At 66.4% G+C, this 24579-nt stretch carries 24 protein-coding genes and 2 tRNA genes; 11 read left to right on the top strand and 15 right to left on the bottom strand.

What is annotated here, in order from left to right; all coding sequences use genetic code 11:
- Positions 1 to 407: tyrosine-type recombinase/integrase (locus ACT3UN_RS09855; RefSeq protein WP_444656961.1), on the top strand; the 407-nt coding region annotated here is incomplete at its 5' end.
- Between the two features lie 24 nt (positions 408 to 431).
- On the opposite strand, the gene ACT3UN_RS09850 is transcribed toward ACT3UN_RS09855, so the two are convergent.
- The 4 genes from ACT3UN_RS09850 to gyrA form a co-directional block, all read right to left on the bottom strand.
- Positions 432 to 504: transfer RNA gene (locus tag ACT3UN_RS09850), tRNA-Ala, on the bottom strand.
- 12 nt (positions 505 to 516) lie between these two features.
- Positions 517 to 593 (bottom strand) — tRNA-Ile (locus ACT3UN_RS09845).
- Positions 594 to 645: 52 nt separating this feature from the next.
- Positions 646 to 1011 carry a DUF3566 domain-containing protein gene (locus ACT3UN_RS09840; protein WP_441588239.1) on the bottom strand — a complete coding sequence of 122 codons (366 nt, stop codon included), beginning with the start codon at positions 1009 to 1011 and terminating at the stop codon, positions 646 to 648.
- Positions 1008 to 3512 (bottom strand): DNA gyrase subunit A, encoded by a 2505-nt coding sequence (gene gyrA, locus ACT3UN_RS09835; RefSeq protein ID WP_441588238.1) that lies wholly within the window; start codon positions 3510 to 3512, stop codon positions 1008 to 1010. Before gyrA ends, ACT3UN_RS09840 begins: the two co-directional genes overlap by 4 nt.
- A 128-nt stretch (positions 3513 to 3640) precedes the next feature.
- Between gyrA and ACT3UN_RS09830 the strand changes: the two genes are divergently transcribed.
- Positions 3641 to 4471, top strand: a complete 831-nt coding sequence (locus ACT3UN_RS09830) for a siderophore-interacting protein (protein WP_444656960.1) — start codon at positions 3641 to 3643, stop codon at positions 4469 to 4471.
- Here ACT3UN_RS09830 and ACT3UN_RS09825 read toward each other — a convergent pair.
- A complete protein-coding gene (locus ACT3UN_RS09825) occupies positions 4450 to 4875 on the bottom strand; it encodes a flavin reductase (RefSeq protein WP_301442184.1) in 426 nt (141 codons plus the stop codon). The two genes, ACT3UN_RS09830 and ACT3UN_RS09825, sit on opposite strands and share 22 nt — an antisense overlap.
- A gap of 243 nt (positions 4876 to 5118) precedes the next feature.
- Between ACT3UN_RS09825 and ACT3UN_RS09820 the strand changes: the two genes are divergently transcribed.
- The gene (locus ACT3UN_RS09820; protein ID WP_444656959.1) at positions 5119 to 6297 is read left to right on the top strand and encodes an HNH endonuclease signature motif containing protein; all 1179 of its coding nucleotides are present in this window, start codon (positions 5119 to 5121) and stop codon (positions 6295 to 6297) included.
- Here the strand turns inward: ACT3UN_RS09820 and ACT3UN_RS09815 are convergent.
- From ACT3UN_RS09815 to ACT3UN_RS09800, 4 genes are all read right to left on the bottom strand, one after another.
- On the bottom strand, positions 6284 to 7081 hold the full coding sequence (locus ACT3UN_RS09815; RefSeq protein WP_444656958.1) for an ABC transporter ATP-binding protein: 798 nt from the start codon (positions 7079 to 7081) through the stop codon (positions 6284 to 6286). The genes ACT3UN_RS09820 and ACT3UN_RS09815 overlap by 14 nt on opposite strands.
- Positions 7078 to 8007, bottom strand: a complete 930-nt coding sequence (locus ACT3UN_RS09810; protein WP_444656957.1) for a taurine ABC transporter substrate-binding protein — start codon at positions 8005 to 8007, stop codon at positions 7078 to 7080. The genes ACT3UN_RS09815 and ACT3UN_RS09810 overlap by 4 nt, the downstream gene beginning before the upstream one ends.
- 113 nt (positions 8008 to 8120) lie before the next feature.
- Complete coding sequence (locus ACT3UN_RS09805) at positions 8121 to 8894, bottom strand: ABC transporter permease (RefSeq protein ID WP_301442188.1); 774 nt, start codon at positions 8892 to 8894, stop codon at positions 8121 to 8123.
- The gene (locus tag ACT3UN_RS09800; protein ID WP_444656956.1) at positions 8891 to 10024 is read right to left on the bottom strand and encodes an LLM class flavin-dependent oxidoreductase; all 1134 of its coding nucleotides are present in this window, start codon (positions 10022 to 10024) and stop codon (positions 8891 to 8893) included. The genes ACT3UN_RS09805 and ACT3UN_RS09800 overlap by 4 nt, the downstream gene beginning before the upstream one ends.
- A gap of 111 nt (positions 10025 to 10135) precedes the next feature.
- On the opposite strand from ACT3UN_RS09800, the gene ACT3UN_RS09795 reads away from it, so the two are divergent.
- A complete protein-coding gene (locus tag ACT3UN_RS09795) occupies positions 10136 to 11278 on the top strand; it encodes an ArsR family transcriptional regulator (RefSeq protein ID WP_441582616.1) in 1143 nt (380 codons plus the stop codon).
- Here the strand turns inward: ACT3UN_RS09795 and ACT3UN_RS09790 are convergent.
- From ACT3UN_RS09790 to dnaA, 6 genes are all read right to left on the bottom strand, one after another.
- Complete coding sequence (locus ACT3UN_RS09790) at positions 11275 to 12108, bottom strand: alpha/beta fold hydrolase (RefSeq protein WP_444656955.1); 834 nt, start codon at positions 12106 to 12108, stop codon at positions 11275 to 11277. The two genes, ACT3UN_RS09795 and ACT3UN_RS09790, sit on opposite strands and share 4 nt — an antisense overlap.
- Complete coding sequence (gyrB, locus tag ACT3UN_RS09785; protein ID WP_301442192.1) at positions 12101 to 14149, bottom strand: DNA topoisomerase (ATP-hydrolyzing) subunit B; 2049 nt, start codon at positions 14147 to 14149, stop codon at positions 12101 to 12103. Before gyrB ends, ACT3UN_RS09790 begins: the two co-directional genes overlap by 8 nt.
- 61 nt (positions 14150 to 14210) lie before the next feature.
- The gene (locus tag ACT3UN_RS09780) at positions 14211 to 14681 is read right to left on the bottom strand and encodes a DciA family protein (protein WP_301442201.1); all 471 of its coding nucleotides are present in this window, start codon (positions 14679 to 14681) and stop codon (positions 14211 to 14213) included.
- Between the two features lie 52 nt (positions 14682 to 14733).
- Positions 14734 to 15882 carry a DNA replication/repair protein RecF gene (gene recF / locus ACT3UN_RS09775; RefSeq protein WP_444656954.1) on the bottom strand — a complete coding sequence of 383 codons (1149 nt, stop codon included), beginning with the start codon at positions 15880 to 15882 and terminating at the stop codon, positions 14734 to 14736.
- A 4-nt stretch (positions 15883 to 15886) separates the two neighbouring features.
- Complete coding sequence (gene dnaN, locus ACT3UN_RS09770) at positions 15887 to 17056, bottom strand: DNA polymerase III subunit beta (protein WP_301442194.1); 1170 nt, start codon at positions 17054 to 17056, stop codon at positions 15887 to 15889.
- 635 nt (positions 17057 to 17691) lie between these two features.
- A complete protein-coding gene (gene dnaA, locus ACT3UN_RS09765) occupies positions 17692 to 19185 on the bottom strand; it encodes a chromosomal replication initiator protein DnaA (RefSeq protein ID WP_301442195.1) in 1494 nt (497 codons plus the stop codon).
- Positions 19186 to 19857: 672 nt separating this feature from the next.
- On the opposite strand from dnaA, the gene rpmH reads away from it, so the two are divergent.
- From rpmH to ACT3UN_RS09730, 7 genes are all read left to right on the top strand, one after another.
- Positions 19858 to 20001 (top strand): 50S ribosomal protein L34, encoded by a 144-nt coding sequence (gene rpmH / locus ACT3UN_RS09760; RefSeq protein ID WP_075811958.1) that lies wholly within the window; start codon positions 19858 to 19860, stop codon positions 19999 to 20001.
- A 26-nt stretch (positions 20002 to 20027) separates the two neighbouring features.
- Entirely contained in the window at positions 20028 to 20378 is a 351-nt protein-coding gene (rnpA, locus tag ACT3UN_RS09755) for a ribonuclease P protein component (RefSeq protein WP_301442196.1), read from the top strand.
- Positions 20344 to 20637, top strand: coding sequence for a membrane protein insertion efficiency factor YidD (gene yidD, locus ACT3UN_RS09750; protein ID WP_301442197.1), 294 nt, complete (start codon positions 20344 to 20346; stop codon positions 20635 to 20637). Before rnpA ends, yidD begins: the two co-directional genes overlap by 35 nt.
- Before the next feature lie 33 nt (positions 20638 to 20670).
- Positions 20671 to 21648, top strand: a complete 978-nt coding sequence (yidC, locus tag ACT3UN_RS09745) for a membrane protein insertase YidC (RefSeq protein WP_301442198.1) — start codon at positions 20671 to 20673, stop codon at positions 21646 to 21648.
- Between the two features lie 79 nt (positions 21649 to 21727).
- Entirely contained in the window at positions 21728 to 22396 is a 669-nt protein-coding gene (gene rsmG / locus ACT3UN_RS09740) for a 16S rRNA (guanine(527)-N(7))-methyltransferase RsmG (RefSeq protein ID WP_301442199.1), read from the top strand.
- 155 nt (positions 22397 to 22551) lie between these two features.
- Positions 22552 to 23493 carry a ParA family protein gene (locus ACT3UN_RS09735; RefSeq protein WP_301442200.1) on the top strand — a complete coding sequence of 314 codons (942 nt, stop codon included), beginning with the start codon at positions 22552 to 22554 and terminating at the stop codon, positions 23491 to 23493.
- Complete coding sequence (locus tag ACT3UN_RS09730) at positions 23493 to 24551, top strand: ParB/RepB/Spo0J family partition protein (protein ID WP_441578829.1); 1059 nt, start codon at positions 23493 to 23495, stop codon at positions 24549 to 24551. The genes ACT3UN_RS09735 and ACT3UN_RS09730 overlap by 1 nt, the downstream gene beginning before the upstream one ends.
- The last annotated feature ends 28 nt before the right edge of the window (positions 24552 to 24579 follow it).

Below are 24579 nucleotides of genomic sequence, written 5' to 3'. Positions count from 1 at the left end.
ACCCCACCGCCCTCGACGAACACCTACACCCCCTCCTGCAAGGCCGCCCCCTCAGTGAACTAGTGTTCCGCTCCCTGGAGCTGAAACCCATCCGCCACAGCAACTACGGCAGGCGCACCTTCCGCCCCGCCGTGAAACAACTACACGCCACCAACCCCGACTTCCCCAACCTCACCCTCCACGACCTCAGGCACACAGCCGCATCCCTCGCCCTATCCTCCGGTGCCACACCACCAGCCGTACAACGCATGCTCGGCCACTCCAACGCCGCCTTCACCCTCCGCGTGTACACAGGCCTATTCGATGACGACCTCGACTCAGTAGCCGTGAAGATGGATGCGCTGATCAATAGCGGACTGAAAGCGGACCAGACAAAGAAAGACCCTCACCCCGAAGAATCGGAATGAGGGTCTGACCTGGAGCTTAACTTGTGGAGCTGAGGGGAATCGAACCCCTGACCTTCTGCTTGCAAAGCAGATGCTCTACCAATTGAGCTACAGCCCCGAGGGGTCTTACTGGTGGGCCTAGGAGGACTTGAACCTCCGACCTCTTCGTTATCAGCGAAGCGCTCTAACCGCCTGAGCTATAGGCCCTCGAACGAGACAGAACTTTACCCACACAGCCCTGAACACACAAACCGTGTGGTCAGGCTACGTTTTCAACGTCCTGCGGCTCGTTCACCGACTCCGGCTCGATCGTCACGCGCAACCCGCCCACGAGCCCGGTCGCCGCATTGTAGAGCAACGCCGTGACGGGGGCGAAGAGCGTCACCACGACGAACTCCAGCAGCCCCACACCGGCGGCCACACCGAAGTACAGGCCGGCGGAGATACGGTCCGCCCCGATGAGGTCGGCCAGCAGGTTGTTCATCCGGTCCCACACACCGCCGAGGCCCAGGAAGATGTAGATCAGGGCTGCGGCGACCATCCAGGCGGCGAACACGCACGCGCTGAGGACCGCACCGATCTTCAGCGCGCTCAGCGGCGCGATCTCCCGGAGCGAGGCCCTCATGACTTCTCCGCCGTCTGGTTGACCGCTTCCTCACCCTCGTCCTCGACGTTGCGGTCGATGGCGAGCAGTTCCACACCCTTGGCCAGGTCGACCAGACGCACACCCATCGTGGCGCGCGAGGAGCTGCGGATCTGCTTCACCGGGGTACGGATCACCCCGCCGGCGGAGGTGATGGCGAAGACCTCGTCGTCGAGGCCCACCGTCACCGCGCCGATGAGCTTGCCGCGCTTCGGGTCGTACTTGAACGTCATCACGCCCAGGGTGCCGCGCCCCTTCACGGGGTACTCCTCCACCGCGGTGCGCTTGCCGTAGCCACCGGACGTGGCGACCAGGAGGTAGGAGTTGTCGTCGGCGACGGTGAGCGCCAGGAGCTGGTCGTCACCCTTGAAACGCATGCCCTTCACGCCGGCGGTGGCACGTCCCATGGGACGCAGCGTGTCGTCGTCTGCGGTGAAGCGCAGCGCCTGGCCCTCCTCGGAGACCAGCAGCAGGTCGTCCTCCCCGGTGCACAGGCGCGCACCGATGAGCTTGTCGCCCTCGTTGAGGTTGATGGCGATCAGGCCGCCGGAGCGGGCGGTGTCGTAGTCGGTGAGGTGCGACTTCTTCACGCGGCCCTGCTGCGTGGCGAGCACCAGGTAGGGGGCGTCCTCGAAGGACTGGATCTGGATGACCTGGGCGATCTGCTCACCCGGCTGGAACTCCAGCAGGTTCGCCACGTGCTGGCCGCGTGCGGTACGGCTGGCCTCGGGCAGCTCGTAGGCCTTGAGCCGGTAGACCCGTCCGTAGTTGGTGAGGAACAGGATGATGTCGTGGGTGGAGCACACGAAGAAGTGCCGGACGATGTCGTCCTGCTTCAGCTCGGCTCCGCGCACGCCCTTGCCGCCGCGGCGCTGCGAGCGGTAGGAGTCCACCTTCGTGCGCTTGGCGTAGCCGGTGGAGGTGATCGTGACGACCACGTTCTCCCGGGCGATGAGGTCCTCCTCGGAGACGTCGCCGGTGGCGCCGACGATCTCGGTGCGGCGCTCGTCGCCGAACTTCTCCACGATCTCGGCCAGCTCGTCGTGCACGATGGTGCGCTGACGGTCGGGGGACGCCAGGATGTCCTTGAGGTCCGCGATGGTCTCCTCGATCTCGGCGAGCTCGTCGATGATCTTCTGGCGCTCCAGGGCGGCCAGACGGCGCAGCTGCATCGCCAGGATGGCGTCCGCCTGCACGTCGTCGATGTCGAGCAGGTCGCGCAGGCCCTCGCGGGCGATGTCGACGGTCTGGGAGCGACGGATCAGCGCGATGACCTCGTCCAACGCGTCCAGCGCCTTGGCCAGGCCGCGCAGGATGTGGGCCCGCTTCTCTGCCTCGTCGAGCCGGTGCTGGGTGCGCCGGACGATGACCTCGATCTGGTGCTTCACGTAGTAGCGCAGCATCTGGTCCAGGCGCAGCGTGCGCGGCACGCCCTCGACGATGGAGAGCATGTTGGCGCCGAAGCTGGTCTGCAGCTGCGAGTGCTTGTACAGGTTGTTCAGCACCACGCGCGGCACGGAGTCGCGCTTCAGGGTGACGACGATGCGCATGCCCACGCGGTCGGACGACTCGTCGTCGATCTTGGCGATGCCGGCGATCTTGCCGTCGCGGACCTGCTCGGCGATCGAGGCGACGAGGTTGTCCGGGTTGACCTGGTAGGGCAGCTCGGTGATGACGATGATCTGCCGGTTGCCCTCCTCCTCGATGGTGGTCTTGCCGCGCATGCGGATCGAGCCACGTCCGGTGGTGTAGGCGTCCTTGATGCCGGTGTCGCCGACGATCATGCCCGCGGTCGGGAAGTCCGGGCCCTTGACGCGCTCCATGCAGGCGTCCAACGCGGTCTGCTCGTCCGCCTCGAAGTTCTCCAGCAGCCAGAAGACGGCCTCGGCGAGCTCGTTGAGGTTGTGCGGCGGGATGTTCGTCGCCATGCCGACGGCAATGCCGCCGGAACCGTTCATGAGCAGGTTGGGCACGCGCGACGGCAGGACGTCCGGCTCGGTCGTCTTGCCGTCGTAGTTCGGGGAGAAGTCGACGGTGTTCTCGCGGATGTCGCGGACCATCTCCAGCGCCAGCGGGGTCAGCCGGCACTCGGTGTAACGCATGGCGGCGGGGCCGTCGTTGCCGCGGGAACCGAAGTTGCCCTGCCCGTCGACCAGCGGGTAACGCATCGACCAGGGCTGCGCCATACGCACGAGGGTGTCGTAGATGGCGGTGTCGCCGTGGGGGTGGTAGTTACCCATCGTCTCGGCGACCGGCTTCGCGGACTTGACGTAGCTGCGGTCCGGGCGGAAGCCGGAGTCGTACATCGCGTACAGGACGCGGCGGTGGACGGGCTTCAGCCCGTCCCGGACCTCGGGCAGCGCACGGCCGACGATGACGCTCATGGCGTAGTCGATGTAGCTGTTCCGCATCTCCTCATTGAGGTCAATGGGGGTGATGCGGTCGAACAGCGTCTCGCCGCCGCCGTAGTTGTCGTCGCTCACTTCGGTGCGATCCCTTCCAGAAGACTAGGTATAGACCTGGCAATCTTACCACCTCATGACCCATATCCGGGTCAGGTGCGTACCATGGTCGGCGACCACCGACACCGCAGTAGAAGGAAAGCCTGTCCATGCCCCGTCCCGCCCGTCCCGTTCACTCCGCCACCGTGACCGGTTCCTCCCGGATTTCCCGCGACATGGTGCGCGTCACGCTCGCGTGCGACTCCCTGCCCTACGCCGACCTGGAGCACACCGACCATTACGTGAAGCTGCTCTTCCCGCCGGAGGGGGCGTCCTACAGCTGGCCGTTCGACCCGGCGCAGGTACGCGAGGAGCTGCCGCGGGAGGAGTGGCCGGTGACGCGGACGTACACGCTGCGTTCCTGGGACGCCGGGGCACAGACCGTGGACATCGACTTCGTCTCCCACGGTGACTCAGGCCTGGCCGGACCGTGGGCGGACGCCGCCCGTCCGGGCGACGGCATCGGGTTCATGGGCCCCGGCGGCGCGTGGCACCCCGAGGGGGAGCACGTCGTCTTCGCCGGCGACGAAGCCGCCGCCCCGGCGATCTTCGCCGGTATCGAGGCGTTGCCGCAGGACGTCACGGCGGAGGCGTGGGTCGAGGTGTCGGACGCCGACGCGCACCTGCCCGCCCCGTCGCACCCGGGGACGACGATCCACTGGGTCGAGCGCGACGGCGCGACGCACGGCACGGAACTGGTCCGCGCCGTCGTCGCGGCGGGTGTACCGTCCGGCGAGACCCGGTGGTTCATCCACGGGGTGGCGGAGATGATCCGTGACCTGCGCCGTCACCTGTTCGTGGACAGCGGTGTCCCGAAGTCGGACGTCTCGATCTCCGGCTACTGGCGTCTCGGAATGGTCGAGGACGAGTGGCAGGCGAGCAAGCGGGAGTTCACCGAGGAGATCGAGACGGACGAGGCTCAGGCGGCGGCGAACAGGTAGTCGCGCTGTTCCGGTGCGATGTCACCGGTACGACGTCCCGTGACGTGCATGAGGGCGACGGTGTGGTCGCCGGCGTCGAACTCCTGGTAGAGCCGGGCGGTGAGGTGCACCGCCGCGCCGTCGACGACGCCCGCACCATCCTCCGAGGACAGTGAGTGGGCGATGTTCGCCACTCCGATGGTCTGCAGCGGGTTGAGCACGGAGATGCCCAGACGGGGGGCGGTGCGCAGCTGGCGCCAGGTGAGGTCGTCAGAGGGGATGCGCACGGAGACGAGTCCGGGGGCCAGGCTCTCGTCGAAGTAGGAGTCGATGACCACGCACATCATGGTGCCGTTGACCTCTGCTGCCAGGACGGCCAGGGGAAGACGGGGTGCGGACACGGTGTCCGTGGGTGCTGTGATCATGGTGACCAGTAGACCAGTCTGTCTGCAAAAACGCAAGGGCCGCAATGCACCTGGAAGTCATTTGCGCAGGTCACACCATGAATATTATGCAGACCGAGCGGTCTATATTGCGGGTACCCCCACTTCTGCCCCGCTGGAAGCTTATTCGAACACACTGTTGACCGTGTCCATGGGGTCAAGTAGAGTGTTCACCAACAAAGGAAAATACCTCCGGATCGCAGTTCGGGACAAGGGGTGGGGACCATGGCAGTTGACCTGGTGGAGATGCCGACGGACGCTGAACTACTGGTGTATCCCATCAACAGGGCCGAGATGACCCTAGTCGCCCACCTGTCCACCGTCGCCGCCGACCAACGCCACAGTACCGCACTGGCCCGCCGGGGACGGGGTCGCGGTGAAGCACGTCGTTTCGTTCACTCTGGCGAACGGGCGGTTCGTATGCCTGATCTCTTCACCATCGCCGGTGAGGACGGCCGGCTCAGCCTCGAACACCTGGATCTCGTGTGGTTGATCATCAACCGCCATCTCCGCCACCTCCCGTCCCGGGAGGCTGAGCCGGTACGCCGGGCACTGGACCTCGCCGTCGAGTGCGCGGTAGTCGAGTGGATCGACGGCATCACCTACCCCTCCCCCGTCCCACTTGAGGCCCTCGGGGATCTCGTCGAGGAGGTGATTCTCGCCCTGGACTCCGATCTCGTCACCGAGACCGAGGAGTTCGAGACCGGCCAGGCCCGCGTCTTCCGGCGGGACAACCGCATCGTGCTCGACTGCGGCAGCAAGGCGACCGCCACCCGCGTATGGGACGCCGTCAACAACGCCGGCTGGAAGATACTCCAGGACCTGAAGGAGACCACCGAGATCCCGGACGTCCGGGAAACCCTGTCAGCATGCCGTGCCAAGGTCATTCTCGAAGCACTCGGAGACGGGGCGAATAACATCACTGTGACGGTAAACCTCTACCGTCTGACCCAGGACGACCACACCGGCTACGGCCCCGGATTCATCCCCGGAGTCGGCTGGGTGTCCACCGCGGCGGCCGGGATGCTGGAGTCCCGGGCGTACTCCCCCCGACTCCTGACCGGAACCCTCGACCCGGTGGAGGCCTACACGTTTCCCGTGAAACACAAGGCGGCGATCATGGGGCGGGATTCGCACTGCCGCTTCCCCAACTGCACGGTGCCCGCATCCCAGTGCCAGTTCGACCACATCGAGAACAGTCCGCACACGGACCCCACGAGCAACGGTCCCACCTCCGTGGCGAAGGGCCAGCTACTCTGCCGCCACCACCACAAGTTGAAGACGCAGAGACGGTGGTCGTGCTCCACCGAGGACGACGGGGTCACCATCCACTGGATCGGCCCGGCCAACGACCACTACACCACCACCGCCGGCGGACCGGTCCTGAGAATCAGATCTGACTGACCGAGGATATGAGCTCGGTGACCTGGCGGCGAAGATCCACGATCTCCGGATTCGTCGACAGTTCCCGAAGGCGTGCCTGGATGGTTTCACGTGGAACATCTGCGTCCACATCCACCCGCAGCGATTCAGGGACCGCGACTTCCTCCAACACCCTGCCCGGACCTCCCGCCATCACGATCACCCGATGGCCCAACAAGAGCGCCTCCTCGACACTGTGCGTCACGAAGACGACGGAGGGAAACGCCGTGGCCCACACACGCAGTAGCTCAGCCTGCAACTGCTCGCGGGTGAAGGGATCCAGTGCGCCGAAAGGCTCATCCATCAACACATGCTCCGGTCCAGCCGCCAGAACCCGCGCAATCTGGGCTCGCTGCTGCATGCCACCGGACAGTTCATGAGGCAGACGATCGGCGGCATCCTCGAGACCGACGAGTGCGAGCAACTCATCGGCACGCGCGGACTGCTCCTCACTTCCTGAGTACCGGTGGGCCAGCCTCGTGTTCTCCCGCACGGAGTACCACGGGAACAACGTCGGCTGCTGGAAGACCACTCCCCTCTCCGTGCCCGGTCCACCGATCTTGCTCCCGTCGACCTCCACCAGCCCGGAACTCGGCTCCAGGAAGCCAGCCAGCAGTCGCAGCAACGTCGACTTCCCGCAGCCGGACGGCCCCACGAGGCAGACGATCTCGCCGTCCTCGAAGCGCAGCGAGATGTCACTCAGCGCCTCGACCTCTCCCCCACTCTGCGTCCGGTAGATCTCACCGACACTCTTCAACTCGATCATTTGCCGTCCTCCCACAGGTCTGTGCGGACCACGTCGGAGTAGTCCTGCTTCGCACTCGGTATGTCGCCCTGCTCCACGAGGAACTGCGCGGTGGAATGCAAGGCCTCGGCGACGTCGCCGAGGTATTCACTCTGCTCGTCCCCGCGGATGAACCGCTGACCGTCCACCTGGAGCTCCGCCGCCTCCTCGTCCATCCCGGACGCGGTGGCGTTCACCGACACGAAGTCATCCAGCTCCCCGGTCCGGTCGGCGATCCAGGACTCCAGTTCCAGCCATGTCGACAAGAGCTCCGGATTCGCCTCGGACCACGGGTTGGACGCCAGGGACACGTTGTAGGTCGCATGGCCCGCCGCCGCCTGCTCCTCGGAGTCAGTGAGCACCGTACCGGGGGTCGTTCCACCGGTGCCGTCCTTCAACTCCTGCAAGGTCGGATCCCACAAGTAGGCGGCGTCGATCCGGTCGGACTTCCACGCTGCGGGCAGCTTGTCCGGGGAGATGTTGGTGATCTCCACGTCCCGGGACGGGTCGAGTCCGGCGTCGATGAGAGCGTTGAGGAGCGAGTAGTGCGCCGTCGACGAGAAGGGTACGGCGATGCGGGCACCCTTCAGGTCCTTGATCGAGCTGGCGTCCTTCGCCACCAGAGCCTCGGTCGTTCCGATCACCGAGTTCGCCTGGACCACCGACACGTCCAGATCGAGCGGTTCACTGAGCGCCTTCGTGGTGGGAGTCGAACCCAGTGCGGCGAGGTCCACTGAACCGGCCGCGAAGCCCTGGACGATGTCCTGACCCGTCGGATAGCGTGTCCAGTCGATCTCCGCGTTCGGCAGGCACGCCTCGGCGAGACCCGTCGCCTCCGTGTAGAGGTCCGTGGCCGGACCGCCGAGGTAGCCGACGCGGACCGACCCGGAGGCCTCGGAAGGTTTCACGGGACACGTCGCGTCCTCTCCCCTGTCCTCCCATTCGCTCGCCGGCGGGCCCACACATCCGGCCACGGACGTGAGGAGGACCGCCGCGCACAGCGCGGCCGTTCTGCGGATGGTCACTGTTTTGTCCTCCAGGGTGAGTACCGGGCTTCGACGGCCAGGAGTAGTTTGTCCACGATCAGTGCCGCGACACCGATGACGATGATGCAGGCGATCGTCAGAGAGGTGTCGAGCTGGGTGCCCGAGATGTAGGCGAGCCCGCCGATGCCGGGAATACCGTCGTTCATCTCCGCAGCGACGATGGCGGACCAACACAGTCCGGCGGCCACGCGGGAGCCGCTGATGATCTCCGGGAGGGCGGCCGGCAGCAGCACGGTGCGGAACACCTGCACCCGGGAAGCGCCCAGCGACGTCGCCGCACGGATCCAGTCCTGGCGCACACCGGTGACGCCGAGCAGGGTGGCGACGGCCACGGTCGGGAATGCCGCGAGGAAGAGGAGGATCACCTTCGACTGGTCGCCGATCCCGAACCACACGATCAGCAGACCGATGTAACCCAGTGGCGGCAGCGCCCGGAGGAAGGAGAGGTACGGCTCCACGACACTGCGAACCGTCGCATTGGAACCGAGCCACCATCCCAGCAGGACACCAACGACGATTCCGGCGGTGAGGCCCACCGCGATACGTTGCAAGGTGGCGAGGAGATGCTGCCAGAGGAAGTAGTCCTGAACTCCACAGGTGCTTGTGCATAAGTTCGTGTCGACGAGTTGCCGGGCAACGTCGTCGGGGCCGGGCAGCAGGACCGGGTCGATTCCCGTGAAACGTGCGATAAGCCACCAGACGGCGAGAACTCCGGCGAATGTCAGGAGATGGAGAGGTAACCTCCTCATGCATCGAAATTCGTCACAGTGACGCCTCGGGCCCGGATGGCGGGGACGACCCCCTCCCCCACCTGATAGGCCTCCTCGAGATGCGGAACCCCGGAGAGGACGAAGTGGGACACACCGACGGCGCGGTAGTCGTCGATCCGCTCGGCGATCTCCTCGTAGGAACCGACGAGTGCCGTGCCGGCCCCGCCACGCACCAGACCGATCCCCGCCCACAGGTTCGGGGAGACCTCCAACGTCCGGGCGTCCTGCCCCGGGGCGAAGTCTGCGCCGCGGCCATGGAGCTCACTCATGCGCCGCTGCCCCTCGGACTGTGAGGTCGCGAGTCCCTCCTGTGCGGTACGCACACGTTCCGGATCCAGGGAGTCGAAGAGTCGCTGAGCCACCGACCACGCCTCCTCGGCGGTCGGCCGGGCGATCACATGGAGGCGCACACCGTACTTCAGCGTCCGCCCGTGGGCGGAGGCCCGTTCACGGACGCGCTCCAACTTCTCGCCCACCTGCTCCGGTGGTTCGCCCCAGGTGAGGTAGACGTCCGAACGTTTCGCCGCCACCTCGATCCCCTCGGGTGAGGACCCGCCGAAGTAGACGGGCGGTACCACCTCGGGACGCTGCTTCAGTGCCGCGTCGTCCACACTGAGATGTTTCCCGTGAAACGTCAACGGTTCATCGGACGTCCAGAGGTGGTCGGCGACGGCGAGGGTCTCGTCGGCGATGCCGTAGCGCTCCGCCTTGGTGGTGTAGTCGCCGAAGGCGCGTTGTTCGGAGTCCTCTCCCCCGACCACCACGTTGAGCAGCAGGCGTCCACCGGACAGCTCCTGGTAGGTCGCGGCCTGGTGCGCAGTGAGCGAGGGCCCGATGAGGCCCGGTCGGATGGCCACGAGGAACTTCAGACGGCTGGTGGTGGCCAACAGGGCCGCGGTAGTCACCCAGGCGTCCTGGCACCACCGACCGGTCGGGGTGAGCACGGACTCGAAGCCGTTGCGCTCGGCAGCGTGAGCCACCTCGGAGAGGTACTCCAGGTCGGCGGGTCGCTCGCCGCGTTCCGGGCCGGCACCGTGCCCGCCACCCACGATGTTCCGGGAATCGCCCGAGGTCGGCAGAAACCAGTGCAGTGTGATGTTCTGTGTCATGACCGCTGAGTAGACCATCCTGTCTGCAGCCACGGCGAACGTTTTGCTCAGCACGAATTAATAGACCGATCGGTCTGTCTTTTCAGCGTGATCTGAATTACGCTGAATGCCATGACCACCGTCCAACTCTCCCCGACTGCGCACTTCACCGCCCCTGCCACCGGCCCGGCGAAGTGCCTCCACCAGATCCGCACGTCCCCGGGAATCACCCGTGGACGCCTCCACGCGGACCTCGGCATGTCGCAGCCCACGGTCACACGCCACGTCAGCGCCCTCATCGACGCCGGGCTGGTCGAACAGGTCTCCCCCACCAGCGGCGGCGGAGTCGGACGTCCCGGCTCCACGCTGCAGCCCGACGGGCGCGACCTCACCGCGCTCGGCGCCCACGTGGGCCTGCGCAGCACTCAGCTGGTCGCCGTCGACGGCGTGGGCCGTCCCCTCCGCAAGCGGACGCTGCGGCTCCCGGTCGCCGAACTCAGCCCGGAGGACGCCATGGAGGCCGTGCACCACGCCCTGATGACACTGGGGCGGGACTTCCCCACCCCGGTCAGCCTCGGCATCGCCTTCTCCGCCCACGTGGACTACGCCGGACGCATCACCTCACCGTCCTACGGCTGGCAGGACGTCGACCCCGTCGCGCAGCTCGACACCGACATCCCCGTCGCAGTGTCCACCGGTGTCGGCGCGATGGCCGGCTCCGAGCTCAGCAGTTCCCCCCTCGCCCTCAGCCGCGACCCCCTGGCCTCCACGTTGTACGTCTACGCCCGCGAGCTCGTCGGACACGCGTGGATCGTGGGCAGTGCCGTGCACCAGCCGTACACGGGCTCGGCGCCGTCGGCGTTCAACGACATCGCCGCGTCCGGCAGTTTCTCTGACCGCCACGGGCACCCGTTGGGGTCGACAGCGGTGCTGGACGTCGCCCGGCGGCGCGGCCTGAACGTCTCCACGGTGCCCGACCTGGTCGCGCTGGCCGAACGCAACCCCGTGGGCCGGGAGATCCTGGACGAACGCGCCACGCTGCTCTCCCGGATCATCTCACTGGCCGTCGACGTGGTCGACCCGTCCACCGTGGTCTTCGCCGGAGAGACGTTCACCGCCGACCCGGGCACCGTGCGCATCATCGCCGAGGGGCTGCGCGGGACGGGACGCCAGCTCAGCATCCAGCGCGCCGGCGACGGCATCCTCTCGCGCGCCGCCGCGGTCACCGCCCTGCACCGCCTGTGGCAGGACCCGCTGGCCGCCCAGAGCGCCTAGAGCGCAGCGACGAAGCGCTCGAGGCGCTCGGCGACGTCATGCGGCTCCCGCGCCCACCGGTTGTGCCCGAGCGTGCCGGGGAACTCCTCCACCTGCGCCGGAAGCAGCTCCGCCAGCGCCTCGCAGGACGCGAGGGTGCAGTACGTGTCGTCGCGGTAGCGGGTGAGCAGCACGGGGACGTCCACGGTGCGCATCGCCGCCATGTAGTCCAGGTCGGCGCCACGCAGGTCGCGCAGCTGGTTGCTCCGCCCGAACCGGGCCCACTCCCCGATGTGGACGCCGGACTGGCGACCGTAGTTCGTGACGTCGAGGCGTCCGTCCGGCCAGTAGCCGAGCAGGCGGCTGACGCCCTCCATGAGGTAGCCGCCGAAGTGCAGGCGTGAGCGCTCGGGATTGTCGAACGTCCGGTAGTACGGCGAACCGCTGCCGACACCGAACATGCCGGTCACGTTGAGTTCGCGGGCCTCCGGGCGGGCCAGGAACAGCGATCCGATCTGTCCGCCCATCGAGTGCGTCAGCAGGACGGTGGGGTGCTCGACCGGCAGGCCGAGCGCCTCCTTCGCCGCGCGGATCGTCCGCGGGTAGTCGCCGGACGCCATGTCGTGGTAGCCCCAGCTCGCCGTCCGGCTCGCATGGGCGGTGCTGTCACCCTGGCCGCGCAGCTCGCCGACGGCGACGGGGAATCCGCGTGCCGCCAGGTCCTCGGCGATGGGGCGGTAGTAGCGTGCACCCATGCCGAGACCCGGCCAGACCATGACCAGGGCTCGGTCTGCACCGGGGAACAGCCGCACCGGGGAGGTGCTGCCGTCGGGCATCGCGACGTCAGACATCGAGGAACCGGACGTCCTTGGCGTTGCGGGTGATGAAGCTGCGGCGGGCGACGACGTCGTCGCCCATGAGGATGCTGAAGGTCTCGTCGGCGCTGGCGGCGTCCTCCAGGGTGACCTTCTTCAGGATGCGGTCGGTGGGGTCCATGGTGGTCTCCCACAGCTCCTTGGCGTTCATCTCGCCGAGGCCCTTGTAGCGCTGGATGCCGTCGTCCTTGTTGATCTTGCGGCCGTTGGCCAGGCCCTCCTGCAGCTGCCCGTCGCGCTCGGCGTCGGAGAAGGCGAAGCCGGGCTCGCCCTTGCCCCACTTCAGCTTGTACAGCGGCGGCTGCGCGAGGTACACGTGGCCCTCCTCGACGAGCGGGCGCATGAAGCGGAAGAGCAGGGTGAGCAGCAGCGTGGCGATGTGCTGGCCGTCCACGTCGGCGTCGGCCATCAGGACGATCTTGTGGTAGCGCAACTTCGTGATGTCGAACTCGTCGTGGATACCGGTGCCCAGGGCGGTGATGATCGCCTGGACCTCGTTGTTCTTCAGCACCTTGTCCAGGCGTGCCTTCTCCACGTTGAGGATCTTGCCGCGCAACGGGAGGATCGCCTGGTACATCGAGTCGCGGCCGGACTTCGCCGAGCCGCCGGCGGAGTCGCCCTCCACGATGTAGAGCTCGGACTTCACCGGGTCCTTGGACCGGCAGTCGGCCAGCTTGCCGGGCAGTCCGCCGACGTCGGTGGCGGACTTGCGGCGCACCAGGTCGCGGGCCTTACGTGCGGCGTCGCGGGCCTGGGCGGAGGAGACGGCCTTGTTGATGATGGCCTTCGCCTCGGCCGGGTTCGCGTCGAACCAGCCGGAGACGTGCTCGTTGACCATCTTCTGCACGAAGCTCTTGATCTCGGTGTTGCCGAGCTTCGTCTTGGTCTGGCCCTCGAACTGCGGGTCGCCGACACGCACGGAGATCACCGCGGCGAGGCCCTCACGGCAGTCGTCGCCGGAGAGCTTGGTGTCCTTCTCCTTGAGCAGCTTGTGGTCGCGGGCGTACTTGTTCATCAGGTACGTCAGCGCGGCGCGGAAGCCCTCCTCGTGGGTGCCTCCCTCGATGGTGTTGATGGTGTTGGCGAAGGTGTGGACCGACTGGGAGTAGCCGGAGTTCCACTGCATCGCGATCTCGACCTCGTGGTCCTCGCCCTCGGCGTCGAAGCCGACGATGGAGGGGTGGATCGCGGTCTTCGTCCGGTTGAGGTGCGTGACGTAGTCCTTGAGGCCGTCCGGGTAGTGGAAGACCTTCTTGCGCTCCTTGGGGACGGGACGGTTGTCCTCGTCCGGCTTCGGTGCGGCGGCGTCCTCCACGGACTCCGCGGCGACCTCGGCCTCCACGTCCTGCTCGATGACCTTGACCCGCTCGTCGGTGAGCGTGATGGTCAGGCCCTTGTTCAGGAAGGCCATCTCCTGGAGTCGACGCGAGACCGTCTCGAAGTTGTAGTCGGTGGTCTCGAAGATGTCCGGGTCGGCCCAGAAACGCTGCCGGGTACCGGTGCCGCGGGCCTTCTTGACCTGCTCCAGTTCCTCGGGGACGGCGTGGTCGAACACCTGGCGCCACATGACGCCGTCGCGCGTGATCTGGGTCTCGACACGGGTCGACAGGGCGTTGACCACGGAGATGCCCACACCGTGCAGACCGCCGGAGACCGCGTAGGCCTGGGAGTCGAACTTACCGCCGGCGTGGAGCTCGGTCATCACGACCTGGACGGTGGGACGCCCGGTGGGGTGCATCTCCACGGGGATGCCGCGGCCGTTGTCCGTGACCTCCACGGAGCCGTCGTCGTGGAGGATGACCTCGACGTGGGTGGCGAAGCCGGCCATGGCCTCGTCCACGGAGTTGTCCACGACCTCCCAGATCAGGTGGTGCAGCCCTCGCTCACCGGTGGAGCCGATGTACATGCCGGGGCGCTTGCGGACAGCCTCCAGGCCCTCGAGGATGGTGATGGAGTCCGCGCCGTACTCTCCGTTGGCGGGGGTGTTCTCGGCGGGGATGTTATCGGCCTCGGCCACAGTCGCTTCAGCTCCTTCTCGGCAAATGGGTTAACCCCCACATTGTACCAGGTGAAATGGCTCAGCCGTAGGTGTCCCGGGGGCCGCGTCCCTTCACGTGCAGCGGCCCGTGACGCCAGCTCGGGGCCTTCGGCCCGTAGATCTTGAGCTCCGCGACGACGTCCGGCCCGATGCGTGCCGCGATGGTCTTCAGGATCGTCGACTGCATCAGCCGCAGGTTCGTGGCCCAGGCCGTGGAGTCGCTCTCCACGTGCAGCTGACGCTTCTTCTCGTTGTACATCACCACGTGGGTGTGCCGGCCGATGTTCTCACCGACGATCTCGGGCCAGGCGCTGCGCAACGACCCTGCGGCGAAGTTGCGTCCCCAGCCGTTGCGCTTGATCTCGCGCTGCACCAGTTCGCTGAACTCGCCAGGGTCGCGGTAACTGCGGTCGAGGCGTCCGTCGTAGCGGGTCTTCATCGTGCGGGGACGACGCCCCTTGCGCCGGACAGGACGCCCGGGGCGTCCTGCCGCGGCGCGCAGCATCTCCATGCGCTCGGCGACGGGGTCACGCTCGGGCCCGGACTCGTCTCCGGTACCCTGCTCACTCACCGTCGAGCTCCGAGACCCGGCCGTCGTCGGTGTCGTGGGCGACGACGGTGTGCACCGCGGCGACCGAGCGCAGGTCGGCGGGGATGTCGTCCCCCACCGCCGCGGTGATGAGCACCTGCTCGGCCTCGGCGGCGAGGTCTACGAGGGCGGCCCGGCGGTGGCGGTCGAGTTCGGCGAAGACGTCGTCGAGGATCACGACGGGTTCCGTCCCGTCGGCGCGGTGCATGCGGTGCGCGGCGAGGCGCAGGGTGAGCGCGAAGGACCAGGACTCGCCGTGGCTGGCGAAGCCCTTCGCCGGTTGCGTGCCGAGCACGAGGGTGAGGTCGTCGCGGTGCGGGCCGGTCAGTGTGGTGCCGCGTTCGATCTCCGCGTCGCGTCGTCGGGCGAAGCCCTCCAGCAGGACGGCTTCCGCGACGTCCGGGTCGAGCAGTTGCGGACTGCCCGGCTCACCGAGGTCGACGCTGGTGGCGTAGGAGATGAGCGCAGGACGCGACCCGGGTGCGAGACGCGCGTAGGTCTCGCGCACGTGCGGTTCCAGGTCGTGGACGAGCTGCGCGCGGGCCGACATGATCTGGCCGCCCTCGGCGGCCAGGCGTGCGTCCCACACGTCGAGGGTGGGCAGGGTGTCGGAGTCGACGCCGTGGCGCAGCAGCGCGTTGCGCTGCTTGAGCGCCTTGTCGTAGTCCGTGCGGACGCCGGCGAGGCGCGGGTAGCGCGCGACCATGGTCTGGTCGAGGAAGGCGCGGCGCTGCTCGGGTTCCCCTCGCACCAGGGCGAGGTCCTCGGGGGCGAACAACGTGGTCCGCACGATGCCGGCGATGCCCCGCTGGTTCTTGACCTGCGTCCGGTTCACCGCCGCCTGGTTCGCCCCACGGGCGTTGAGGACGAGGTGGGCGGTGAGTTCGCGTCCGTGGTTCACCGCGGTGGCCGACAGACGGGCGGAGTCGCACCCCTCGCGGACGAGGGCGGCGTCCGAGCTGACGCGGTGGGAGCCCTGGTGGGCGAGGTAGCCGACGGCCTCGACGATGTTGGTCTTGCCGTTGCCGTTGGGGCCGGTGAAGACGGTGACCCCGGGGGTCAGCTCCAGGTCGAGCTGGCGCCACGACCGGAAGTCACCCAGGTGGAGCGAGCGGATGTACATCCGGTCAGCCCGGCAGGCGGACAGGCATCAGCAGGTAGGTGAAGGAGCTCTCCGGGGTGGGGAAGGTTCCGTCGGCGGAGGCCTCCGGCAGCTCGTCCGGCTCGGGGACGAGCACGGCGGAACGGGACGCCTGGTTGAAGCCGAAGACCACCCGGTCGGTGTGCACCGAGCCGAGGCCGTCCTTCAGGTACCCGGGGTGGAAGGCAATGACCAGGGGCTCGCCGGCGAAGGCGCAGGGCAGCTGTTCCTTGGCGACACCCAGGTCGCTGCCGCCGGCGGACAGGGTGAGGGTGCCTTCCTCGAAGTCCATCTTCACCGGGGAGTTGCCGTCGGTGACCAGGGAGACGCGGCGGATGGCGTCCAGCAGCGGCGCGATCTCCACGCTGGCCAGGGAGGTGTGGGTCTTCGGGAACAGCGACCGGAACTTCGGGAAGTCGGAGTCGATGAGCCGGGTGGTGGTCTTGCGGTCCGAGGTGGAGATGCCCAGCAGGCGGCCACCCTCCTGGTCCAGGGCGATCTCGACGGGCTCGCCGGTGGAGTCCAGTGAACGTGCGGTCTCGGCGAGGGTGCGTGCCGGGATGAGCAGCTCTGCGGAGATGTCGGCCCGGGCCGGGACCCAGTCCAGGGTGCGCACGGCGAAGCGGAAGCGGTCGGTGGCGGCGAGGACCAGGTGCTCGCCGTCGATCTCCATCCGAATACCGGTCAGCATGGGCAGGGTGTCGTCCCGGCTGGAGGCGATGGCGACCTGGCTGATGACCTCGGTGAACAGGTGCGGGTCCAGGGATCCGGCGACCTGCGGGAAGTCAGGGAGGACGGGGTAGTCGTCGATGGTCATGGCGGGGAGCTCGAAGTGCGAGCTGCCGCAGTTGACCAGGACCTTGGTGCCGTCGTAGTCCAGGCGGACGGGCTTGTCCGGGAGGGCGCCGATGATGTTGGACGCCAGACGTCCGGCGACGAGGACCTTGCCGGGCTCGGAGACGTCCGCCGAGACGCGGACCTTGGTGGAGACCTCACGGTCGAAGCCGGAGAGCTGGAGGCCGTCGTCGGTGGCCTCGATGAGCACGCCCCGGAGGATCGGCTGTGAGGCCTTGCTCGGCAAGGTGCGAGCGACCCAGGCCAGTGCCGAGGAGAAGTCGTCCTTGGACACGGTGAAACTGACGGACGGGTGGTCCACGCCTGGGATCCTTTCGCTGATGCGGGAGCTTGGTGAATCTAGGTCGTAACCCTAGCCGACACCGAGGTCGGACGGTACCGGTGCACACCTCCTCCGCCGGAGTCCCGGCGGACCGGTCGGTGAGGTTTGTGCACACCGGTTATTTCTTCTTTGGATTCACCATGGATGGAACCGGTAGAAGCAGTAGGGGCTGTGCAGACTGTGGAGGAACGGCCGGCGGGGCGGTCGAGCGCTGGTCGGGGCCGTGGACGACATTGTTGTAAGTTGTTCACAGCCGGTGGATGAATCTGTGGATAACTGTGGGTGGTTGTGGATAACTTTCCGTGGGTGTGAGTTGTCCACACTGGCCGCACCGCCACTCCCCCGCCCTGCGGCGGTTATCCACAGGAGCGACCTGGGGATTTGCGGAGACGTCGTTTCAAGGATGGCTCTCTGACCTGCGAAATGATAAGAGTGTAAGTCCCAGGTCGCGGAAAGTAACCGCAGGTGGAGGGACTCCCGAAAACGCCCGCGGGACCACGAATGTGATCAAGGTCACTGAATTACAAGACTGTAATTACACTGCTGTGGACAAGGCTGTGGAAACTGTGCACAACTTCCGTCCCCGGCTGGTGACGGGCCGACGGAGCTGTGTACTACTGCCTCGCGCGGGACTTGATGCGCTGGGTGAGCTCCTGGATCTGCTGGAAGGTCTTGCGGTCCTCCTGGATGGACTTACGGATCTTGCGCTCCGCGTACATCGCCGTGGTGTGGTCACGGCCACCGAAGACCTTGCCGATCTGGGGCAGCGAGAGCTCCGTGAGCTCACGGCACAGGTACATGGCGAACTGGCGCGCGGTGACCAGGCGGCGCACCTTGCCTTTACCCACCATTTCGTCGACGGTCACGTCGAAGTACCCGGTGATCACCTCGATGATGATCTGTGGGGTGATCTCCACGTCCTTGGGGTCCGGCATGATGTCGCGCAGCGCGATCTCGGCGGCCTGGCGGGTCACCGGCTCCTTGCTGAGTGAGCAGTAGGCGGTGACGCGGATCATCGCGCCCTCGAGCTCGCGGATGGAGGTCTCGTACCGGCTGGCGATGAGCTCCAGGACGTCGTCCGGCAGATAGGTCCCCTCCATCTGCGCCTTCTTGGAGAGGATCGCCATGCGGGTCTCCAGGTCAGGGGTCTGCACGTCGGTGATCAGCCCGCCCTCGAAGCGGGTGCGCAGGCGGTCCTCCAGCGTGGTCAACTGTTTCGGCGGGCGGTCGGAGGACAGCACGATCTGCCGGTGGTTCTGCTGCAGAGCGTTGAAGGTGTGGAAGAACTCCTCCTGGGTGCTCTCCTTGCCCTGGAGGAACTGGATGTCGTCCACGATCAGCATGTCGAGGTTGCGGTAGTGGCGCTTGAACTGCTCACCCCGGCCGTCACGCAGGGCGTTGACGAACTCGTTCGTCATCTCCTCACTGGAGATGTACCGCACCTTCATCCCGTGGCGCAGTTCCCGGGCGTAGTGGCCGATGGCGTGGAGCAGGTGGGTCTTCCCCAGGCCGGACTCCCCCCAGATGAACAGCGGGTTGTAGGCGTAGGCGGGTTTCTCGGCGACCGCGCGGCAGGCGGCGTTGGCGAACTGGTTGGACGACCCGGTGACGAAGGTGTCGAAGGTGTACTGGGGGTTCAGCCGGTTCTCGGTGGCGTCGTCCTGCGCCTTCTTCGGTGCCTCCGGCACCGTCTCCTTGCGCGCGGGGACCTGTCGCTGCTGGTAGCCGCCGCCGGTGAGGTCCTCCCAGTGCTGTCGCTGACGCTCGGGGGACGGCTCGGGTGCCGGCGCCGGTGCTGGCGTGGGCGTGGCCTCGGCCTCCGTGACGGACTCGTCGACACTGAGGGACAACGAGACGCTGTGTCCGAGCTCCTCCTCCAGGACGTCGCAGATCAGACCGGAGAGGTTGTTCTCGGTCTCGGTGCGCGCCCACTTCGACGGGGTCTTCAGCACGGCGATGCCGTCGACCACGATCACGGGGCTGAGTTGGCGCAGCAGACTACGCGACCGGGAGCTCAAACGCGGGAATTCTGCGGAGTCCTCGTCGGCGTTGATCCACCTGTCGAGGAGTGAGCCCCAGACCTCCTTGAAGTCCACAGCATCGGGCATGGCGGGTCACCTTTCGGCGGGTGGGTCGGGTCTCGGAGTTCGCTTCGTGTTCATACGCAGGAATCTGACGTTCATGTGCACAACACCGTAGTGGCGGTGGCCTGCGTATCCACAGCGTTGTACACACCTGTGGATAACTCTGTCCTGCTAGTTGTCAACAGGTTACTGCAGTGCTGTGGACAACCCCAACATGTGTACACAGATCGCGTTGACCTGCGGGAACAGGGGTAAATCTACAGTCGAGGGTTCGGGGGTGGATAAAGTTGTCCACAGCCCCTCCCCGTGAACTGCAAGGATTCACAGCGACCTGGCAGTTCTCCTGTGGACAACCTTGTGCACCTTGCGCGGCGCCGTTCGATGTGCGTGTCCGTTGTTTGGGAGCTTGACCTGCACCGGGCCGGAGGTTGAATGACACGCCTGTGATGGACCGGGATTTTGATTTACCGGGCCGAGCACGTAGGCTCGTCACCGTCTTCGAGTGTCACTGAACCCGGATTCCGGCGTCTCTGGCACTCACCCCCGTCATAGAACGGATGGATGGCCCGGGATCACATGATCCTGTCCGGTCTTCCGACCCACCAGACCGCAGTCGCGGTGGATGGGCCGGGCCCGGTTCGCGGAGCGGACCGAACCCGGCCGACCGCGGCGTTGAACAAAGAAGGAGTGAGTACCGTGGCCAAGGGCAAGCGTACTTTCCAGCCCAACAACCGTCGTCGTTCGCGTAAGCACGGTTTCCGTGCCCGCATGAGCACCCGCGCCGGCCGCGCTATCGTGTCGGCCCGTCGTCGTAAGGGCCGTGACAGCGTCACCGCGTAACGCGTCGCGACACACGAACCACCACCGTGCTTCCCCCGGAACACCGGCTCCGGTCGACCTCACTCTTCGGTGAGACCGTCCGTCGAGGTCGGAAGAAGGGATCCCGCACGGTGGTGGTTTATTTGTATGCCCGGACGGACCAGGTGGTGACCGGCGGTCCCCGGATGGGCCTCGTGGTCTCCAAGGCCGTCGGCAACGCCGTCACGCGGCACGCCGTGTCGCGCCGGCTCCGGCACGTCACCGCCGACCTGCTCGGGGACGTCCCCCTGGAGCCGTGGCACACACTGGTGATCCGGGCGCTGCCCGCCTCGGGGGACGCCACGTCCGCGGAGTTGGCTTCTGATGTGCGACGAGCACTCCGACGCCTCACCGACTGACGCCTGGGACGTGTCCCGTGGGCGGGCACGGACGTTGCGCCGGTTCGTTCTGGGTTACCAGAACCATGTTTCACCCCTTAAACTGGGACCGTCCTGCCGTTTTGAGCCGTCGTGCAGCGCCTACTCGCTGATAGCCTTTTCTCGTCATGGCGTGGTGAAGGGTTTTTTGCTCAGCGTTGCCCGCCTCGCCAAATGCGGTCCCTGGCACCCCGGCGGCTGGGATCCGGTTCCCCCGCTCCGGTCACGGCCACGCAGGTGACCGTCCCCCTACAACAAGGAGATTGCACCACAAGTGCTTGACTTCATCTACTACCCCATCTCGGCGGTGTTGTGGTTCTGGCACAAAGTCTTCGGCTTTGTACTGAGTCCCGACTCCGGCCTGTCCTGGGCCCTGGCGATCATCTTCCTGGTCGTCACGATCCGCGGCCTCCTCGTCCGACCCACGATCAAGCAGCTACGCTCCAGTCGCAAGATGCAGGAGATGCAGCCCCGGATGCAGGAGATCCGGAAGAAGTACGCCAAGGACCAGCAGACGCAGGCCCTGGAGATGCGCAAGCTCCAGAAGGAGATGGGCGTCAACCCGCTGGCGAGCTGCCTGCCGATGCTGGTGCAGATCCCGATCTTCATCGGTCTGTTCCACGTGCTGCGGTCCTTCAACCGCACCGGCAGCGGCATGGGCCAGGGCGACGCCATGACGATCGAGCAGACGAGGAACACCCCGAACTACTTCTTCGGTGTGGACGAGGTCCAGTCCTTCCTGGACGCCCGTCTCTTCGGTACCCCGCTCTCCGCGTTCATCACCATGGAGAAGGACTCCTACGGTGCGTTCTCCGATGACGGAAACGTGGACTTCGCCCAGTGGAACATCGTCATCGTGGTGCTCCCGCTGATGCTCATCGCCTCGGTGCTCATGCACTTCAACGCCCGCATGTCGATGGACCGGCAGAAGAAGCGTCAGGCTGCGCAGCCGAAGAAGAAGAACGCGACTGCGCAGGAAGACATGATGCAGAACCAGATGATGATGATGCAGAAGCTCATGCTCTGGGTCATGCCGGTGATGATGTTCGCCGGTGGCTTCCTCTGGCAGGTCGGTCTCGCCGTGTACATGGCCGCGAACACCACCTGGATGTACGTCCAGCAGCGTCTCGTGTTCAACAAGATGGACCGCGAAGAGGAGGAGGAGAAGGCCGCCAAGATCGAGGCGAAGCGCTCCACCGCCCCCAAGCCCGGCGCCAAGCCGAAGAACCAGAAGAAGCGCGACGGGAACTAGTTCCCGCCCCGCCCGGCCCCGCTCCCTCCTCGAGGGTGCGGGGTCTTTTTCATGTCCGGGCGCTCGCTACACTGGGGGTGTGAGCCAGTCAGATGAGAAACTCCCGTCCAGTGACGTCCCCTCCCCTCCCCCGGAGGCGGAGGCGGTCTTCGGTGACCGCCTCGGCCTCGCCGTCGACTACGCCGGCTGGCTGGGCGATGCAGGTGTCGTCCGCGGCCTCATCGGCCCGCGTGAGGTCGGACGGCTCTGGGACCGCCACATCCTCAACAGTGCCGTTCTCGCGGAGGTCATCGACAACGGTCAGCGTGTCGTCGACGTCGGCTCCGGGGCGGGGCTGCCGGGTATCCCCCTGGCGATCGCGCGGCCCGATCTGCGGGTGCAGCTCGTCGAACCTCTTCTGCGTCGGGTGACCTTCCTGAACGAGGTCGTTGACGCGCTCGGACTGGAGAACGTCGAGGTCTTCCGCGGACGCGCTGAGGAGAAGGATATCCGCAAGGCCGTCGGTGGCGCCGATGTCGTCACCTCCCGCGCGGTGGCGCCGGTCGGCCGACTGATCAACTGGTCGCTGCCGTTGGCGCGCGTGGGAGGTCACGTGAAGGCCCTGAAGGGCTCCTCTGCGGGCGAGGAGCTCGTACGGGACGCCAAGGACCTCACACGGGCTGGAGGATCGCCTGGAGAGGTCCTGGAGGTCGGTTCCGAGGCTCTGGGGAACCCCACTTTCGTGGTGGCCGTCGAACGCCTACGCTGAATCACAACGATGTGATTCACCCCGGGGTTTCACGTGAAACCTCCGTTGTTACACGGACCCGGGGAGACTAAACTGACTGTGCAGGGTGATCCGCACAGTGTTTCACGTGAAACCCGCTCCGCCGCACCGCCCACTCCGTCATGCAAAGGAAGTACATGATTCCTCCCGAATGGGATGACACCCCTATCGCCGACGCGGCACGTCGCGCTGCGCGAATCCAGAACCCGGAGCGACTGTCCCTCCCCCGCCCGCCTCGGACGCGGCGGATCACGATCGCGAACCAGAAGGGCGGCGTCGGCAAAACCACCTCGGCAGTGAACCTTGCATGGGCTCTGGCGCTGCACGGGATGAAGGTTCTCGTGGTCGACCTCGACCCCCAGGGGAACTCGTCCACGGCCTGCGGGGCGGAGCACCGGATGGGCACACCCTCCAGCTATGAATTGCTCATCGGCGAGAAGTCGGCTTCCGAAGTGACCCAGCAGAATTCGGAGAACGAGAACCTCTTCTGCATCCCGGCCACGATCGACCTCGCCGGCGCGGAGATTGAACTGGTCTCCATGGTTCGACGGGAATACCGTCTCAGCGACGCGCTCAGCTCCGACTACCTGGCGAGCCAGGGATACGACTACGTCTTCATCGACTGTCCGCCGTCGCTCGGCCTGCTGACCATCAATGCGATGAACACGGTGTCCGAGGTCCTGATCCCCATCCAGTGCGAGTACTACGCCCTGGAAGGTGTCGGGCAGCTGCTCAACAACATCTCCATGATCAGGGAGCACCTGAACCCGGAGATCCACGTGTCCGCCGTCCTGCTCACCATGTACGACGCACGCACGAAGCTCTCGGAGCAGGTTGCCGGAGAGGTGCGCAACCACTTCGGCAGCGCTGTCTTGGACAACCAGATTCCCCGCAGCGTGAAGGTCTCCGAGGCTCCGGGCTACGGCAAGACCGTCCTCCAGTACGATCCGGGCTCCCGTGGGGCATTGGCCTACTTCGATGGCGCCGTGGAGTTCGCGAAACGTGGCGATTACCTCCCCCTCCCCGAGACCGCCCCGATCGGTGTGGCACCTGAATTCCGGACAGGAAGCAACAACTGATGTCAGAGAAGAAGCCGACCCTCCCCCAGCTCCCCCAGACCGAGACCCAACGAGGTGGCCTCGGCCGTGGTCTCGCCGCCCTCATCCCCACCAGTCCGTCGAAGCCGCGCCTCGGTGCCGGTGCGGCGGACGTGATCCTCGGTCCAGCCAGACAGCGTCCGAACGGTCCCGCGGATCAGCGTCACAGTGACGTAAAGGCCGAAGGGTCGAGTAAGGGCGCAGAGACCCCCCAGGAAAGTGTCGAGAGCGTCGGCGCGACCTATCAGGAACTGCCCCTCAACTCGATCACGCGGAACCAGAAGAACCCGCGAGAGAACTTCGAGGAGGAGCCCCTCAACGAACTCGTTCACTCGATCAAGGAGTTCGGCCTCCTCCAGCCGGTCGTCGTCCGTCCGCTCGGGAAGTCCTCCTATGAGTTGATCATGGGCGAGCGTCGTCTGCGTGCGTCCAAGCTCGCCGGTCTTGAGGTCATCCCCGCCATCGTCCGGGAGACCGACGACCAGGACATGCTCCGCGATGCCCTGCTGGAGAATATCCACCGGGTGCAGCTGAATCCCTTGGAGGAGGCGAACGCCTACCAGCAGCTGCTGGAGGAGTTCGATGTGACCCAGGCGGAGCTCGCCCGGCGGCTGGGGCGCTCCCGTCCGCTCATCACGAACATGATCCGCCTCCTGCAGCTCCCCGTCGGTGCCCAGCGAAAGGTTGCCGCCGGCGTGCTGAGCGCGGGCCACGCCCGGGCGCTCCTCGGCGTCAAGGCAGGTCACGAGGCCCAGGACCGCCTCGCCGAGCGCATCATCGCCGAGGGGCTCAGCGTGCGTGCCACCGAGGAAGCCGTCGTCCTGCTGAACCGTGGGGACGAGGTGGCCCCGAAAACCGCCCGCGCGCCGCGGGAGCAGCCTCAGGCGGTCACGCAGTGGGCCTCCTCCGCTGCAGACGCGCTGGACACACGGGTCACCGTGCAGATGGGTGCGAAGAAGGGAAAGATCGTCGTCGAGTTCGGCGACGAGGAGGACTTCTCCCGCATCACGGAACTGCTGAAGCTCCCGAAGGAGAGCTGACAGCGAAAGGTTTCACGTGAAACCTCGC

The sequence above is a fragment of the Corynebacterium sp. AOP12-C2-36 genome, from assembly GCF_052379185.1.
Lineage (GTDB): Bacteria > Actinomycetota > Actinomycetes > Mycobacteriales > Mycobacteriaceae > Corynebacterium.
The sequence above is the reverse complement of the archived record's forward strand: the minus strand, read 5'-3'. Positions and strand labels throughout refer to the sequence as shown.